Annotated in this window: 17 protein-coding genes; 8 read left to right on the plus strand and 9 right to left on the minus strand. The window is 65.6% G+C overall.

What is annotated here, in order from left to right; genetic code table 11:
• The first annotated feature begins 1 nt into the window (after position 1).
• Complete coding sequence (locus U9J41_RS24930) at positions 2-1,411, plus strand: hypothetical protein (RefSeq protein WP_322404871.1); 1,410 nt, start codon at positions 2-4, stop codon at positions 1,409-1,411.
• 23 nt (positions 1,412-1,434) lie between these two features.
• On the opposite strand, the gene udk is transcribed toward U9J41_RS24930, so the two are convergent.
• The 3 genes from udk to rsxB are packed head-to-tail and all read right to left on the minus strand — an operon-like array spanning position 1,435 to position 3,481.
• Positions 1,435-2,076 (minus strand): uridine kinase, encoded by a 642-nt coding sequence (gene udk / locus U9J41_RS24935; protein WP_322404872.1) that lies wholly within the window; start codon positions 2,074-2,076, stop codon positions 1,435-1,437.
• A gap of 52 nt (positions 2,077-2,128) precedes the next feature.
• A complete protein-coding gene (gene nth / locus U9J41_RS24940; RefSeq protein ID WP_322404873.1) occupies positions 2,129-2,776 on the minus strand; it encodes an endonuclease III in 648 nt (215 codons plus the stop codon).
• 6 nt (positions 2,777-2,782) lie between these two features.
• Positions 2,783-3,481, minus strand: coding sequence for an electron transport complex subunit RsxB (gene rsxB / locus U9J41_RS24945; RefSeq protein ID WP_322404874.1), 699 nt, complete (start codon positions 3,479-3,481; stop codon positions 2,783-2,785).
• A 181-nt stretch (positions 3,482-3,662) separates the two neighbouring features.
• On the opposite strand from rsxB, the gene U9J41_RS24950 reads away from it, so the two are divergent.
• Both U9J41_RS24950 and U9J41_RS24955 read left to right on the plus strand, forming a co-directional pair.
• Positions 3,663-4,166: an RcnB family protein gene (locus tag U9J41_RS24950; protein ID WP_322404875.1), complete on the plus strand. Its 504-nt coding sequence runs from the start codon at positions 3,663-3,665 to the stop codon at positions 4,164-4,166.
• A gap of 263 nt (positions 4,167-4,429) precedes the next feature.
• Complete coding sequence (locus U9J41_RS24955) at positions 4,430-4,852, plus strand: VOC family protein (protein WP_322404876.1); 423 nt, start codon at positions 4,430-4,432, stop codon at positions 4,850-4,852.
• A gap of 74 nt (positions 4,853-4,926) precedes the next feature.
• On the opposite strand, the gene U9J41_RS24960 is transcribed toward U9J41_RS24955, so the two are convergent.
• The 4 genes from U9J41_RS24960 to U9J41_RS24975 form a co-directional block, all read right to left on the minus strand.
• Entirely contained in the window at positions 4,927-6,162 is a 1,236-nt protein-coding gene (locus tag U9J41_RS24960) for a polyhydroxyalkanoate depolymerase (protein WP_322404877.1), read from the minus strand.
• 234 nt (positions 6,163-6,396) lie between these two features.
• Positions 6,397-7,488, minus strand: a complete 1,092-nt coding sequence (locus U9J41_RS24965; protein WP_056438915.1) for an NAD(P)/FAD-dependent oxidoreductase — start codon at positions 7,486-7,488, stop codon at positions 6,397-6,399.
• A 157-nt stretch (positions 7,489-7,645) separates the two neighbouring features.
• On the minus strand, positions 7,646-7,969 hold the full coding sequence (gene fdxA, locus U9J41_RS24970; protein WP_322404878.1) for a ferredoxin FdxA: 324 nt from the start codon (positions 7,967-7,969) through the stop codon (positions 7,646-7,648).
• Between the two features lie 311 nt (positions 7,970-8,280).
• Entirely contained in the window at positions 8,281-9,831 is a 1,551-nt protein-coding gene (locus U9J41_RS24975) for a gluzincin family metallopeptidase (protein WP_322404879.1), read from the minus strand.
• Positions 9,832-9,990: 159 nt separating this feature from the next.
• On the opposite strand from U9J41_RS24975, the gene U9J41_RS24980 reads away from it, so the two are divergent.
• On the plus strand, positions 9,991-10,269 hold the full coding sequence (locus U9J41_RS24980; RefSeq protein WP_056438919.1) for a polyhydroxyalkanoic acid system family protein: 279 nt from the start codon (positions 9,991-9,993) through the stop codon (positions 10,267-10,269).
• Here the strand turns inward: U9J41_RS24980 and U9J41_RS24985 are convergent, their stop codons facing one another.
• Both U9J41_RS24985 and U9J41_RS24990 read right to left on the minus strand, forming a co-directional pair.
• A complete protein-coding gene (locus U9J41_RS24985; RefSeq protein WP_322404880.1) occupies positions 10,270-10,527 on the minus strand; it encodes an acyl-CoA-binding protein in 258 nt (85 codons plus the stop codon).
• Positions 10,528-10,729: 202 nt separating this feature from the next.
• Positions 10,730-11,086: an FKBP-type peptidyl-prolyl cis-trans isomerase gene (locus U9J41_RS24990; RefSeq protein WP_056438928.1), complete on the minus strand. Its 357-nt coding sequence runs from the start codon at positions 11,084-11,086 to the stop codon at positions 10,730-10,732.
• 184 nt (positions 11,087-11,270) lie between these two features.
• Here U9J41_RS24990 and U9J41_RS24995 point away from each other — a divergent pair, with 184 nt between their 5' ends.
• Genes U9J41_RS24995 through U9J41_RS25010 form a run of 4 tightly spaced genes read left to right on the plus strand, consistent with a single transcriptional unit; the run spans position 11,271 to position 14,882 of the window.
• A complete protein-coding gene (locus tag U9J41_RS24995) occupies positions 11,271-12,242 on the plus strand; it encodes a YVTN family beta-propeller repeat protein (RefSeq protein WP_322404881.1) in 972 nt (323 codons plus the stop codon).
• Positions 12,242-13,030 carry a polysaccharide deacetylase family protein gene (locus tag U9J41_RS25000; protein ID WP_322404882.1) on the plus strand — a complete coding sequence of 263 codons (789 nt, stop codon included), beginning with the start codon at positions 12,242-12,244 and terminating at the stop codon, positions 13,028-13,030. The genes U9J41_RS24995 and U9J41_RS25000 overlap by 1 nt, the downstream gene beginning before the upstream one ends.
• Positions 13,031-13,065: 35 nt before the next feature.
• Positions 13,066-14,061, plus strand: coding sequence for a sterol desaturase family protein (locus U9J41_RS25005; RefSeq protein ID WP_322404883.1), 996 nt, complete (start codon positions 13,066-13,068; stop codon positions 14,059-14,061).
• The gene (locus tag U9J41_RS25010; RefSeq protein ID WP_322404884.1) at positions 14,058-14,882 is read left to right on the plus strand and encodes an EI24 domain-containing protein; all 825 of its coding nucleotides are present in this window, start codon (positions 14,058-14,060) and stop codon (positions 14,880-14,882) included. Before U9J41_RS25005 ends, U9J41_RS25010 begins: the two co-directional genes overlap by 4 nt.
• The last annotated feature ends 39 nt before the right edge of the window (positions 14,883-14,921 follow it).

Genomic DNA, 14,921 nt, shown 5'->3' on the forward strand with positions numbered 1-14,921 from the left:
GATGGCCTTCGACGACGCGCCGACGCTCGCACCGACGTTTGCCTCCATCCGGCGGCATCCGTTCCTGGTCGCCGCGCTGGTCCTGCATGCGGTGCCGCTCATCGCGCTCTACCACCTGGGCAGCCAGCACATCGACCTCGCCCAGCGCGAGCGGCAGCAACGGCTGGTCGAATCGGGCGCGCGGCTGACGGCCCAGGCCCGCCTCGAAAAGCGCGTGCACGACATGGAGCGGATCAAGTCCCTGCTCGAGCAAAGCGCGGCCGTGCAACCTGCCGCGGACAAAGACGACGACGTGCAGTTCAGCGCGCAGCCGAAGGCGCCGGAGGAATTGCTGAAACAGGCGAGGGAGCTGGCGCGCAAGATCGATGACATCGAGCGCGACACGAAGGCCGAACGGCTGGCGAAGCTGCTCGACATCCCGAAGGAAAAGGCACTCAAACAGATCGCGGAAACGCCCAGGCCGGAAGCGCCGCCCGTCACGCCGCCGAAGGATGCCGCCGCAGCGGCCGCGCAGATCGAACAACTCGAAGCGAAGGCGCGCGCCGCGCTGGAACAGCGCCGCCAGCAACTGGAACAGCAGCAGAACGGCATGCAGGTCGCGGCCGGCGCGACAGGTGCGACGCAGGGCGGTATCAACAACAGCAAAGGTAAAGGCAACGGCAACGGCAACGGCAACGGCAACGGCAACGGCAACGGCAACGGCCAGCCCGGACAAGGCATCGGCAGCGGGGCGCTGGAGCGGATCGTCGCGTTCGCGAATCCCGACATGCCGGATCGCGCGACGCAGGCCTACACCGGCCGCATGGGCGCCTTCTTCGGCGGTGGCGCCGCGCACGTTCCGACCGTCGACGCGGCGACCATGGTCAAGGGCGCGGGCAGGATGATCGGCCCCGGCGGCACGTATGCGAACCGCGTCTGGGTCAACCGCTGGTACGTGATCGGTCCGTTCGACGGGCGGCACGGCGAAGGGCTGTTTGCCAATTACCGCCATCCGCCCGAGCAGGGCGTCGTGCTGGACGCTGCATATCGCGGCAAGGACGGACGCCTCGTCAAATGGGATTACGTCGACATGGCGCACTATCCCCTCGAACCGCCCGTGCACGCGGAAGACGCCGTGTATTACGGCTATACGGAGTTGATGCTCGACGCGGCGCAGGACCTGACGATCTGGGTCGGCGCGGACGACGATGCGCAACTGTGGCTCAACGACCGGCTGGTCTGGAAAGGCGGGAACGTCAACAAGGACTCGTTCTTCGGGCTGGTCTACGAGACGAAGAACACCTTTGTACGCGACTACAACCTGAACGAAGGCACGCGCGTGGTGCACTTCAGGAAGGGTCGCAACAAGCTGTTCTTCAAGCTGTCGAACGGGCCGACCCGGATTTTCTTTTCGCTGGTCCTCACGAAGTGAACGGCGTCACCTCGGTCCACGCGTCAGGGCCGCTGCAACCGGCCGATGACGCTGGCGACCTTGGTGGTGATGATGTCGACGGCCGGGTCGTTGGCGCCGTGCGGCAAAATGACATCCGCGTGGCGCTTGGTCGGCTCGATGAATTGCTTGTGCATCGGCCGCACCGTTTCCAGGTACTGGCCGACGATGCTCTCCAGCGAGCGGCCACGTTCGGCGATATCGCGCTGCATGCGGCGGATGAAGCGGACGTCGGGCGCGGTGTCGACGAAGATCTTCAACGACATCATGTCGCGCAGGTCCGCGTCGTACAAGGCGAACAGGCCCTCGATCACGACGACCGGGGCCGGCTTGACCGGAATGGTCCTGGTGGAGCGGTTGTCGATCGTGAAGTCGTACTCCGGCATCGCGATCGTTTCGCCGTTGCGCAATGCCTGGACGTGTCGTACCAGCAGCGGCCAGTCGAAGGCGTCGGGATGGTCGTAATTCTGCTTGCGGCGGACTTCGGGCGGAAGGTCGGACTGGTCGCGGTAGTAGTCGTCCTGCATCACGACCGAGACCATGTCGGCGCCGAAGGAGGCCAGCACCTGTTGGGACACCGTCGACTTGCCGCTGCCGCTTCCGCCGGCGACGCCAATGACAAACGGAAGGAAGGAAATCTCGTTCATCCCCGGATGATACCGGAGACCTCCGCGGCCGGCCACGCTTGACGATCCGGCATCACGCGTCCTTCGGGGCCGGCGTCTTGTCCTTGAATTCGCACAGGTCGTTGATGATGCAGTTCCAGCACTTCGGCTTGCGCGCCACGCAGGTGTAGCGGCCGTGCAGGATGAGCCAGTGATGCGCATCGTGCAGGAATTCCCTCGGCACGAATTTCAGCAGCTTCATCTCGACTTCGTCGACGTTCTTGCCGGGCGCGATCTTCGTGCGGTTCGCGACGCGGAAGATGTGCGTGTCGACGGCCATCGTCGGTTCGCCGAACGCGGTGTTCAGCACGACGTTCGCCGTCTTGCGGCCCACGCCGGGCAGGGCTTCCAGCGCCTCGCGCGACCGCGGCACCTCGCCGCCGTACTGGTTCACGAGGATCTCGCACGTGGCGATGACGTTCTTCGCCTTGTTGTTGTACAGGCCGATCGTCGAGATGTAGGTTTTGAGTTCGTCCAGGCCCAGGTCGAGGATCGCCTGCGGCGTGTTCGCCACCGGATACAGGCGCCGCGTGGCCTTGTTGACGCCGACGTCCGTCGATTGCGCGGACAGCAGCACGGCGATCAGGAGTTCGAACGGCGTCGTGTATTCGAGCTCGGTGGTGGGATGCGGATTGGCGTCGCGGAAGCGCGTGAAGATCTCGAGGCGTTTGGCGGGATTCATCGATGCTTATTCTTTGTTATCCGGAGCGGGCGGCGGGGCGGCCTTCTGCTTCGCGCGCTCGATGGCTGCGGCGATGATCGCGCGCTTGCGTTCCTTTTCCGCCAGCTCGTCCGCCGTATTCGTCTCTTCCGCCGTCACGGCGCGCATCTTTTCGACGGCCTTGGCGGCCAGGCGCGCATCGTTCTCTTCCTTTTCGCGGCGCAGGCGCGCGGTGCGGAAGTCGTGGCGCGCGCGCGCGGCGTCGGCCTGTTCCTGCGACCATGCGGCCCAGCCGGTGGGCTCGCCGGCCGGGTCGTCCGTGAGCGGGATCATGGCGATGCAGTCGACCGGGCAGGGCGCCACGCACAGGTCGCAGCCGGTGCACAGGCTCGGGATGATCGTGTGCATCTGCTTGGCCGCGCCGAGGATCGCGTCGACGGGACACGCCTGGATGCACAGGGTGCAGCCGATGCACAGGCTTTCGTCGATGAAGGCGACGGGACGCGGACGCTCGACGCCGTTGGCCGGGTTGATCGGGATGACGGGCCGCCCGGTGACCCGCGCCAGCCGCGCGACGCCTTCCATGCCGCCGGGCGGGCACTGGTTGATCCCGGCCTCGCCGCGCGCGATCGCTTCCGCGTACGGGCGGCAGGCGGGATAGCCGCACTTGGTGCACTGGGTCTGCGGCAGCAGGTCTTCGATCTGGTCGGCGAGCGTCTTGGTCACGGCGATGCCACTTTGAAACTGGATAAACCGACATTATCCGCTAAAAGCCCCGGCCAGTCGAAATGCCCCTGCGATGCCGCCGGTTAATCCCATTTGCATGGTTTCGTGCTGCAACGTACGGAGTCCGGGTCGAGTCCGGTGGTCTACTGGAGTCCAGGCAATGAATTTCATGGAGGGTGTTATGAACAAGAAGCACCTCGCGATGTCCACGTTGCTGGCGGCGCTGCTGAGCGCTGCCGGCGCATCGAGCTTTGCCCAGGACCGCTACCACGGCGACCGGGACGACAGCCGCCGTGCCGACGGACCGTATAGCCAACGCGACCACGACCGCGGCGACCGCGGCGACCACCGCGCCGACGACCGCTATGACCGCCGCGGCGACGACCGGTACGATCGCCGCAATGACGACCGCCACGACGGCTACCAGGCCCGCGGCGGCGGCCGTTACGGCGACGAGGGTCATGGCGGCGACCGCCGCTGGGATGGTGCCGGACCCAACCACGACATCCGCCGCGGCGGCCATCTGCCGAGCCGCTACCGCAACCATCAGTATGTCGTGGATAACTGGCACGACCACAACCTGCGGCCACCGCCACGGGGCTACCACTGGGTGCAGACAGGGGGCGATTATGTGCTGGCGGCCATTGCCACCGGCGTCATCGCGGACCTGATCATCAATCACTGACGCCGCGGGCTGCCTTGACGGCGGCCCCGGCAGGTGAATCGCCTGGCCGTTCCCGCCGACGCGGGAGCGGCTTTTGCGTCTTGAGCCCGGCAGCAATCTGCTTTAGACTTGACGCGCCATCAACAGAAGAAAGGAGGCCATCGTGAACCACGTATTCCTGCCGAGCGCAAGTAACGTAAGCGACGCCCGACTTCCTTCCCGTCCGTCATGCGAAGGTCGCTCGGTGGGTCATCCACTTTCCATTCATGGATTCAGCGACTTCTATGCAAGCAATTTCAACGATTTATTTTCCCGGCCTGTGCGCCGAAGCCCTGTCCTTTTATCGTGACATCCTCCACGCCGAGGTGCTGTTCCAGCTGACGGCGGTGCCCGACGGGCCGCCGCAATACCTGCAACCCGGCAGCCCGGGCATGATTCTGCGTGCAGGATTGCGCGTCGGTTCCACCACGCTGTACCTGTCCGGTGCGGATCATGCCGGCGACCTGGCTTTCCGCGGATTTTCGGTGAGCCTGCAATTGGACAGCGCGGACGAAGCCGGCCGGGTGCTGCAGGCGCTGGGCGAGGGCGGCAATATCCGTGTGCCCTTGCGCGCGACGACATTGGCCGAGCACTATGGCGTCGTCATCGACCGGTTCGGGCTGCATTGGACCATCGAGGCGGGCGGCACGTACGCCCGCGCCGCATGACCCGGCGGCGCTTGGCGCCGCAATGAAAAATGCCGCGGTTTCGGCCGCGGCATTTTTATGGGTGCAGGCAACGCTCAGGCGTTCTTGCGGATGAACTCGCCGATCATCGGGCAGATGATTTCGCGCCAGCGGCGGCCGGAGAAGATGCCGTAGTGGCCGCACTTCGGTGCCGTGAACGTCTGCTGCTTGTCGGCCGGGATGCCGGTGCACAGCTCGTGTGCGGCGTGGGTCTGGCCGGCGCCGGAAATGTCGTCCAGCTCGCCTTCGATGGTGAACAGCGCGACGTCCTTGATGTCCTGCGGACGCACGAGCTGGCCGCCCACTTCCCACGTGCCCTTGGGCAGGCGGAATTCCTGGAATACCGTTTTAATCGTTTCGAGGTAGTACTCGGCCGGCATGTCGAGGACGGCGTTGTACTCGTCGTAGAACTTGCGGTGCGCTTCCGCCGAATCGTCGTCGCCGCGCACCAGGTGCTGGTAGAACTCGCGGTGGCTCTGGGCGTGGCGGCCCGGGTTCATGGCGATGAAGCCGGCGTGCTGCAGGAAGCCCGGATAGACCTTGCGGCCGAAGCCCGGGTAATTGCCCGGCACGGCATAGATCACCGTGTTCTCGAACCACGAGAACGGTTTTTCGATGGCCAGGTCGTTGACGGCGGTCGGCGATTTGCGCGGGTCGATCGGACCGCCCATCATGACCATCGTCTTGGGCAGTTTCGCGTCCTTGTTCGTCGCCATCAGCGAGATCGCGGCCAGCACGGGCACGGTCGGCTGGCAGACGGAGATCACGTGGACGTCCGGGCCCAGGTGGCGGATGAAATCCTGGACATAATAGATGTAGTCGTCCAGGTGGAACGGGCCGTCCGACATCGGCACCATGCGCGCGTCGACCCAGTCGGTGATGTAGACGTCCTGGCCGGGCAGCAGCGCACGGACGGTGTCGCGCAGCAGCGTCGCATGGTGGCCGGACAGCGGGGCCACGACGAGCACCGTCGGCTGTTCGAGCGCGGCGAAGTCGCCGTCGCTCATATCCTTCTTGAAGTGCACCAGCTTGCAGAACGGCTTGCTGACGACCGCGCGTTCCACGATGCCGACCGTCTTCCCGTCGATGATGGTCGAGTTCAGGCCGAAAGCAGGTTTATCGTAGTCCTTGCCGAGGCGGTACATCAGCTCGTAGCCGGCAGCGATACGCTGCGAGAACGGGGTGTGCGCGAACGGTGAAACCGGATTCGAAAACAGTTTGGCAGAGGCATCGGCCCACTGCATCAGCGGGTTCAGGAAGGAGCGTTGCATTTCGTGCAGTTGGTAAAGCATAATTTTTTTCCTTCATGACTCTGTGCGCACCTGAAATCGATTGCGCAACGTGTTCGATCAATTATAGGCTCATTCGGCTTGGCGCGGGGCAACATCGAGCCTGAGTCAAAATCAGTTATTACTGCATTGCACCATTAGTATCACATTGTCCGGACCCGGTTCGTTAAGTGCACTACATAAGAAAAATGCCCCGCACGGGCGGGGCATTTTCGTCGTACCGGCGTTACGGAACGGTCAGTCGAACACGGGCGTCTCGACGCCGAGGATCTTGTGCAGTTTCGGCGAGGTCGTCGTGTACTGCATGTGAATCTTCTTGTCCGGGAAGATGTACGGCGCGGCGCCGAAGGCGGCCAGCGCGGCTTCGTGGAAGCCCGACAGGATCAGCTTCTTCTTGCCCGGGTAGGTGTTGATGTCGCCCACGGCGAAGATGCCCGGCACGTTGGTCTCGAACTTTTCGGTGTCCACGACCTTGAGCTGGCGGCGTTCGATGTCCAGGCCCCATTCGGCGATCGGGCCCAGCTTCGGCGACAGGCCGAAGAACACCATCAGCATGTCCAGCGGCACGCGGCGGGTCACGCCGTCGGCACCGGTGACCTTGACTTCGGACAGCTGGCCGTCCTTTTCGTCGAAGCCGGTGACCTGGCCGGTGATCAGCTGCATTTCGTATTCTTCGCACAGCTGCTTCATCTTGGCGACGGAAGCGGGCGCGGCGCGGAAGTCTTCGCGGCGGTGCACCAGCACGACGGACTCGGCCTTGCCGACGAAGTTCAGGGCCCAGTCGAGCGCGGAGTCGCCGCCGCCGCAGATGACGAGGTTCTTGCCTTCGAACAGGCTCGGATCCTTGACGCGGTAGAACAGCTGGCTGTTGTCGAACTTCTCGATGCCGTCGACCTTGATCGTGCGCGCCTGGAACGAACCGACGCCGGCCGCGATGAAGATGGTCTTGGTGATGAAGCGGGTGCCGGTCGAGGTCTCGACGTTGAAGCGGTGGTCTTCACGGCGCTGGACGGTGGTGACTTCCTGGCCCAGGTGGAAGGTCGGCTCGAACGGCTCGATCTGCTTGAGCAGGTTGTCGGTCAGTTCCTGGCCGGTGCAGACGGGCACGGCCGGGATGTCGTAGATCGGCTTGTCCGGATACAGTTCCACGCACTGGCCGCCGACGGCCGGCAGCGAATCGATCACGTGGGCTTTGATCTCCAGCAGGCCCAGCTCGAACACCTGGAACAGGCCGACCGGGCCCGCGCCGATGATCACGGCATCGGCTTCGATGGCGCCGGCAAAGGAGCTGTTGGGAGCGATGGTGCCCGCTTCGGGGGTCGTAGTCATGCTAATTTCCTATGAAGGGGGCGCGCCAAACCTACTGCGTGTTGCATAAGCAGCCTGCGATGCTTGCCGTACCAGTACGGCTGCACCTCTCGACCAGCTCTGCTGCCGCTCGCTACGGTTTGGCGCGACCCTGATACTGCGTTGGGTCTAAGGTTGTTCAGCGGGCCAGTTGGTCCAGCTTGCTCTTGACGTCCTTCCACTCGTCCGCGTCGGGCAGGGCCGCCTTGGTCTTGGTGATCGACGGCCAGTGACGCGCCAGCTCGACGTTGAGCTTGATGAATTGCTGCTGGTCCGACGGCACGTCCTCTTCCGCGTAGATCGCGTTGACCGGGCACTCCGCCACGCAAACGGCGCAGTCGATGCACTCGTCCGGGTCAATGGCGAGGAAATTCGGGCCTTCCCGGAAACAATCTACCGGGCATACATCCACGCAGTCGGTATAGCGACAACGGATGCACGATTCGGTGACAACGTGGGTCATAACAGTCCTATCAGTGAGTGGAGGCGGCGGCGCGTAATTTTTACAGGGAACGTTCGGGCGCCTCGAAAAACCGTCGCGAGCGGCAGCAATGGCGTTCGAGAAGCGCAGCTGTACGAGCAGTACAGCGAGCATCGCAAAATGACAGTGCAACGCGCAGCAGGTTTTTCGACGCGCCCGTTCGCCGGACGCGGCAAAGCACTGTATTTTAGGGCAATTCTGCTTCTACGACAAATCAGGCTTATACACAATACACATAAGCAAATGTGTGCTGGCGGCCCCGGCAGGCCCGGGAAACGGGCCCGTCGGGCGGGTCATGCCGACGCGGGCAGGTCGACGACCGCGGTCGTCGCGACGGCAACTCCCGCGGCATCCGTCACCGTGACGGTGGCCAGCGCCGGCGACGTCTGCGTCGCGGGCGGGGCCGCGCCGGCGGGCCCGAACCGTCCATGTTCGGCGCACCAGCGCGCCAGCGCGTCCGCTTCCGCCTGCAGCACCCGTTCGACGTCGTGGTACTCGGCGAGGTTCATCGTGCCGCAGCAGGCGCGCCGGTCCTGGCGCGCGCCGGGCGCGTCCGTCACGAGCGGCGCCAGGCGCAGGCCGGCCGGATGGTCGCTCGTGAGGCCGGCCGGCACGGCGAACACTTCGCGCTGGGCGAAGCGGTCGCGGATGGCGTTGATGGTCGCCTGCGGCTTGCCGTCCTCGTTTGCGATGCGCAGCATCTCGTTGGCCACGTCGGCATACGTGGCGGCCGTGTCCGGCGCGGCGATCAGCGCGCGCAGCACGAGCCCGCGCAGCCAGCCGGCGACCCGGTGCAGGACGCTGGCGCAGTCTTCCAGCGCCGGATTGCGCTCGACCGCGAACACGTCGGCCAGGATGTCGTAGACGGCTCCCGTGAACACCTGCGAGATCGCGTGCACCTCGGTGCCGGCCTGCGACAGGGTCAGGTCGTTGTCGGCATTGCGCAGGCCGGTCGTGCTGCCGAGGGCGAGGCCAAACTGCTCGGCGATGTCGGCCAGGAAGGTCTTGTCGTGCAGGCGCGCCTTGGTCTGGGCGACGACTGCGTCGCACTGGTCGAGCTGGGACAGCGCCAGGAAGATCGCCGTCAGGTCGCCGAACGACTCGTGCAGGCCGCCGGTCTGCGGCGGATTGTCGGCCAGCAGCCAGCGCGGCTTGAGGCCGTCCAGCACGGCGTGCCCCGTCTCGTGCGCGACGATGTCGAACGAGCGGCACGTGTAGACGCGCGCCGTGTCGCCGCCGGGCACGAAGTCGCCGAATTTCAGGCAGGCCTGCGCGCGGCTGTAATAGGCGTTCATCACGTTCGGCAGGCCGTACGGCCAGACCTGCAGCGGCGCCGTGTCCGTGCTGCTGTTCCACTGCCAGGGCAGGGGCATCGCGCTGCCCGCCGTCGACAATGCGCGCTGGTACATCGTCAGCGTCTGGCGCACGACGGCGAACGTGTGGACGGCGTCGAACTGCGGGGTGTCCGGCATCGTCACGAAGTCGCCGAAGGCATTCGGTTCGACGGGCGGGATGGCGGAATCGCCCGACGCCAGCACGATGCGCGCGTCGCGCGGGCCGGCCAGCACGACGCCGGGCAGGAACACCTTGCGCGTGCCGATCTCGTCGACCGACGGGTCCTGCTTCCACATCAGCACGCGCGCGCCGGACGCATAGGGCAGGGGAACGTCGGCCGGCTGGCCGGCTTCAGGCGCCGAGGGGCCGCCGGGGCCGGCCAGCGGGCGCGGCCTGCCCGGCTGGTCGAGCAGCTGCGCGGCCTTGCGGTGCTGGCGGTAGGCGCCGCTCGGCGTCGGCACGAACCCGACGGGCAACCGCGGGCGGCGGGTGGGGGCGGATGAGTCCATGATCGCTTCCTCCTTGATGCATACGAGGCATGGTCGCCCCTTGCCCGACAGGGATATTGAGACTCATCAATTGATTATTCTCTAGGCAAGCGCTGGCCTTTGGGCCCATCAACTGGCATCATGGCGGGCTTGTTTGATTTGAATCAGTAAGGAAATCGCATGCCGGACATCAGCATCACCCAGCCGCACAGCCTGAGTCAGACTGACGCGCGCGCCGCCGCGCAGAAGGTGGCGGACAAGCTGGCCCGTGAATATGGATTGAGTTGCCAATGGGAGGGGGACGTACTGCGTTTCGCGCGCAGCGGCGTGGAGGGAGCGCTCACCCTGGGCGAGCGCCAGGCCGCGTTGCGCATCAAGCTGGGCTTCTTGATGAGTGCCTTCGCGTCCACCATCGAACAGAAGGTGGGGGAAAGCATGCGCAAGACGTTCAACGCCTGATTACTGGTCCTTCAACTCGTCGATCAGGTCGACGTACTGCTGCATTGCCTCGTCCTGCGACGTGCCTTTCAGCGCGGCCCAGGCGTCGTACTTGGCGCGGCCGACCATGTCGGTGAAGCCGGGACGCTCGCCGCCGACGTCGCCGCTCGAGGCCTGCTTGAACAGCGCGTAGATCTTCAGCAGGGTCATGTTGTCCGGACGCTCGGGCAGATTCTTCGAATCGAGCTGGGCCTGGGCGAACTGTTCTTGCAAACTCATGGTAACTCCTTTGACGATGTGCGGGCATCTTAGCGCAACGTGTCGGGATCACACCCCGTTCGGCGGGTTTTTAGAAGAATTGCTCGGTCTGCTTCGTGGGCTCGGGGAGCCCACCCTACCGCTGCCTGATGGGCTCGGGTGCCCGCCCTACGTCGACGCGACCGTAGGGTGGGCACCCTGTGCCACCACGCGCAGACGTAAATCAAACGTCCAGCAGCTCGACGTCGAAGATCAGCGTGGCATTCGGCGGAATCACGCCGCCCGCGCCGCGTGCGCCGTAGCCCAGGCTCGCCGGGATGATCAGGCGGCGCGCGCCGCCCACCTTCATGCCCTGCACGCCTTCGTCCCAGCCGCGGATCACGTGACCGGCGCCCAGCGGGAACTGGAACGGGTCGTTGCGGTCTTTGCTGGAGTCGAACTTGACGCCGGTGCTGCCGTCGTCGTTCTGCAGCCAGCCGGTGTAGTGCACGGTCACGTGGTTGCCGGCCTTCGCCTCGGCGCCGCTGCCGACGACGGTGTCTTCATATTGCAGGCCGGAATTCGTGGTGGTGATGGACATGGTTTTCCCTTGTTGTTCAGAGTGAAAGGCCGATTGTAGTGCATGGCCTGTCAAAGTGCCATTGACGTCCTGGCCACTGTGTTGCGGCGGCGCGCCGCCCGCGTGCGATTGCGGTACCCGGCACTACGGGGCGTTCAAGTTTCCCCGTAGAATAATGCTTTTCCTCCTGGGCTCGTGTCGTTCCATGCTGCGTCGCTTCCACAAGTCTCTCATTTTCGGTTTCACATTGTTTTCGGCCATCCAGGCCGCCGATGCGAACGTCGTGGTCGTGCTCAATTCGCGCGACGCCACCGTCCAGCTGCTCGACCAGGCGACGGGCGCCGACAACGGCACGTTCGCGGTCGGCAAGGAGCCGCACCACCTGATGGCCACGCCGGACAACAAGTCGCTGATCGTCGCCAGTTCCGCCGGCAACGAGCTGGTCTTCCTCGACCCCGTCACGGGCAAGGTGCAGCGCCGCCTGCCGGGCGTGCTCGATCCGTACCAGATCGGCTTCTCGCCGGACCAGAAGTGGTTCGTGTCGGCGGCGCTGCGCATGGACCACGTCGACATCTACCGCTACGACGGCGCCAACCTCACGCTCAGCAAACGGCTGCCGCTCGCGCGCATGCCCAGCCACATCGCGTTCGATGCGAACAGTACGACGGCATTCGTCACGCAGCAGGGCAGCGACCAGGTCAGCGCGATCGACCTCAGGACGCAGGCCGTCAAATGGACGCTCCCGGTCGGCAAGCTCCCGGCCGGCATCACGATGACGCCGGACGACAAGTACCTGCTCGTCGGGATCATGGGCAGCGACTACGTCGAGGTGATCGACTGGCGCGCGCAAAAGACCGTCAAGCGCATCAGGACGGGCGACGGCGCCCACAACTTCCGCGCCGCCGGCGACCGCCGCCACGTGTTCGTGTCGAACCGCGTGCAGAATTCGATCAACATCATCGACCAGGTCACGCTGGAAAACGTCGGCATGATCCCGGTGCCGGGCGGTCCGGACTGCATGGAACTCACGGCCGACGGCAAGACGCTGTGGGTGACCCTCCGCTGGATCAAGAAGGTCGCGGTGATCGACGTGGCGAGCCGCAAGGTGATCAAGCTGATCCCGGTCGGCCGTTCGCCGCACGGCGTGTTCTTCGCCAACGCGGCGCCGCGGCTGTGATGGCGCGGCCCCTGTACGCCGCGGCCGTGGCGCTGCTGGCGGCCACCTCGATCGCCCAGGCGGCAGGACCGGACGAGGCGCCCGCCTGCAAGGGCACGATCTACCTGACGTTCGACACGGGCAGCCAGTCGCAGGCCGACCTGATCGCCGACACGCTGCGCCGCCACCACATCAAGGCCACGTTCTTCCTCGCCAACGAGAAGACGGTGCGCGGCGACTGGTCGCTCGATCCGTCCTGGGCCGGCTTCTGGAAGGCGCGCGTGGCGGAAGGCCACGCGTTCGGCAGCCACACGTTCGACCACGTCTACTTCCAGCGCGACGCGGCGGGCGGGCGCATCGTCGTCAAGCCGCAGTTCGGCGCACACGCGGGCCAGAAGGAAACGTGGACGCAGCAGCAGTACTGCGACGAACTGCGCCGCGTCGACACGCGCTTCGCGCAGCTCACCGGCCGTCACCTCGACCCGATCTTCCGCACGCCGGGCGGCCACAGCTCGCCCAACATCCTGGCCGCCGCGAAGGCGTGCGGCTACCTGCACGTGGGCTGGGCGCCGGCCGGTTTCTCGGGCGACGAGACATCGAGCGAAAAATTCCCCAACGCGGTGCTCCTGTCGCGCGCGCTCGACAACCTCAGGGACGGCGACATCTTCATGGCCCACATGGGCATCTGGTCGCGCAAGGACCCGTGGATGCCCGCGAACCTCGAGCCGCTCATCTCCGGACTCGAGCGCAAAGGCTTCTGTTTCGCTACACTGAGGGAGCATCCGGACTACCGCCGCATGCAGCCTTGATTGGCGTTGATCCCGACCGACACACTGAAAGACACATGATCCAGCACTTCCTCGATTGGTTCGCCTTCCTGCAGGGATGGCTGTTCGAGCACATGGTCGAACCGGCGATGTTCGCCATGGGCCTCGGCGAATACATCGAAGACGCCTTCGAGGGCGTCGAATGGTTCCTGGCCGGGGCCTGCGAAGTGGCGGCCCTGTACCTCGTGCTGCGTCCCCTGGAAGCCGTCATCCCCGTGCAGGAGATGACGGACCGCCATGCGCGCTGGAACGATTTCATCTACACGCTGATCCACCGCCTCGGCCTGTTCGGCATGGCCGTGTTCTTCACGCTCGATCCGGTGATGGACCGCATCGCCGGCCTGCTGCGCATGGAAGGCGTCCACCCGTTCAACCTGGAAGGGCTGATGACGGGCTTCCACCCGCTCGCCAGCTTCCTGCTGTACCTCGTCGTGCTGGACTTCTTCGATTACTGGTTCCACCGCGCCCAGCACGGATTCCGCTGGTGGTGGGCGCTGCACAGCCTGCACCACAGCCAGTTGAACATGAACCTCTGGAGCGACGACCGCAACCACGTGCTGGACGATCTGCTGCGCGACGTCTACATGGCCGTACTCGCCCTCGCGATTGGCGTGGCCCCGGGCCAGTACGTGCTGCTGGTATCGGTCTCGCGCGGCCTGCAAAGCCTGCAGCATGCGAACGTGCGCATCCACTTCGGCCGCTTCGGCGAGCGCCTGCTCGTGTCGCCGCGCTTCCACCGCACGCACCACGCCGTCGGCGTCGGCCACGAATCGCAGGGGCATGAGCTGGGCGGCTGCAATTTCGGCGTGCTGCTGCCCGTGTGGGACCTGGTCTTCGGCACCGCCAACTTCGCCGCCGGCTGGCACGGCACGGGCGTGCGCGACCAGTTCGCGCGCATGAATCCGGACGGTTCCAGCCGTCCCGCGCGCGACTACGGGCGCGGTTTCTGGCGCCAGCAGTGGCTCGGCCTCGTGCGCCTGATCGAAGCCGGCAGCCGGCGCAACGCGGCATGATGCGCCCCGTCGCCATCGCCTACGGCCGCGCGCTGCGCTCCCAGTTCTCGGGACGCATGCTGGTCCTGTCCATCGTGCCGCTGCTGCTGTCGCTGGCCCTGTGGGGCGGCCTGCTGTACGCCGGCATGCAGCCGCTGCTGGACTGGCTGCATGCGCTGTTCGCCGACTACGGCCTGTTCGAGACGAGCAACGGCATCCTCGCCACGCTGGGCCTCGGCTTCTTGAAGACGCTCGTGATCCCCCTCGTGGCGATGCTCGTGCTGCTGCCGCTGATGATCATCACGTCGCTGCTGTTCATCGGCGTGGGCGCCATGCCGGCCATCGCGCGCCACGTCAGCCGCGTGCAGTTCCCGGCGCTCGAACGCAGGGAGGGCGGCAGCTTCCTGGGCAGCCTCGGCGTGAACCTGTCGGGCATCGTCGTGTTCGCGCTGCTGTGGCTCGTCACCCTGCCGCTGTACGCGCTGGCGCCCGTCGCCATCGTCGTGCAGGCCGTGCTGTGGGGCTGGCTGACGGCGCGCGTGATGAGCTACGATGCGCTCGCCATCCACGCGAGCCTCGAGGAACGCCGCGCGATCGTGCACGCGCACCGCCGGTCGCTGCTGCTGATCGGCACCGTGTCCGGCCTGCTCGGCGCGCTGCCGGGCGTCGCGTGGGTGGGCGGGGCGCTGTTTTCGGTGGTGCTGTTCCCCGTGCTGGCCGTGCTGTCGATCTGGCTCTACCTCGTCATCTTCATCTTCACGGGCCTGTGGTTCCAGTATTTTTGCCTGCAGGCGCTGGCCGACCTGCGCGCGGGACAGGTCCTGAAAGACATCGCGCCCTGAACCTCCGTTCGCGCAGCCGAAGCTCGGCCAATGCGCGCG

Origin of the sequence: Massilia luteola (genome assembly GCF_034420155.1) — a bacterium.
GTDB lineage: Bacteria > Pseudomonadota > Gammaproteobacteria > Burkholderiales > Burkholderiaceae_D > Telluria > Telluria luteola.

Bases quoted from the DNA above. Each gene is read 5' to 3' on its own strand.
- U9J41_RS24975 (WP_322404879.1), bottom strand. From the start codon at position 9,831: ATGGACTCATCCGCCCCCACCCGCCGCCCGCGGTTGCCCGTCGGGTTC.
- udk (WP_322404872.1), bottom strand. From the start codon at position 2,076: ATGAACGAGATTTCCTTCCTTCCGTTTGTCATTGGCGTCGCCGGCGGA.
- U9J41_RS24995 (WP_322404881.1), top strand. From the start codon at position 11,271: ATGCTGCGTCGCTTCCACAAGTCTCTCATTTTCGGTTTCACATTGTTT.
- fdxA (WP_322404878.1), bottom strand. From the start codon at position 7,969: ATGACCCACGTTGTCACCGAATCGTGCATCCGTTGTCGCTATACCGAC.
- U9J41_RS24965 (WP_056438915.1), bottom strand. From the start codon at position 7,488: ATGACTACGACCCCCGAAGCGGGCACCATCGCTCCCAACAGCTCCTTT.
- U9J41_RS24930 (WP_322404871.1), top strand. From the start codon at position 2: ATGGCCTTCGACGACGCGCCGACGCTCGCACCGACGTTTGCCTCCATC.
- U9J41_RS25010 (WP_322404884.1), top strand. From the start codon at position 14,058: ATGATGCGCCCCGTCGCCATCGCCTACGGCCGCGCGCTGCGCTCCCAG.
- U9J41_RS25005 (WP_322404883.1), top strand. From the start codon at position 13,066: ATGATCCAGCACTTCCTCGATTGGTTCGCCTTCCTGCAGGGATGGCTG.
- U9J41_RS24990 (WP_056438928.1), bottom strand. From the start codon at position 11,086: ATGTCCATCACCACCACGAATTCCGGCCTGCAATATGAAGACACCGTC.
- U9J41_RS24955 (WP_322404876.1), top strand. From the start codon at position 4,430: ATGCAAGCAATTTCAACGATTTATTTTCCCGGCCTGTGCGCCGAAGCC.
- U9J41_RS24980 (WP_056438919.1), top strand. From the start codon at position 9,991: ATGCCGGACATCAGCATCACCCAGCCGCACAGCCTGAGTCAGACTGAC.
- U9J41_RS24960 (WP_322404877.1), bottom strand. From the start codon at position 6,162: ATGCTTTACCAACTGCACGAAATGCAACGCTCCTTCCTGAACCCGCTG.
- U9J41_RS25000 (WP_322404882.1), top strand. From the start codon at position 12,242: ATGGCGCGGCCCCTGTACGCCGCGGCCGTGGCGCTGCTGGCGGCCACC.
- U9J41_RS24950 (WP_322404875.1), top strand. From the start codon at position 3,663: ATGAACAAGAAGCACCTCGCGATGTCCACGTTGCTGGCGGCGCTGCTG.
- nth (WP_322404873.1), bottom strand. From the start codon at position 2,776: ATGAATCCCGCCAAACGCCTCGAGATCTTCACGCGCTTCCGCGACGCC.
- U9J41_RS24985 (WP_322404880.1), bottom strand. From the start codon at position 10,527: ATGAGTTTGCAAGAACAGTTCGCCCAGGCCCAGCTCGATTCGAAGAAT.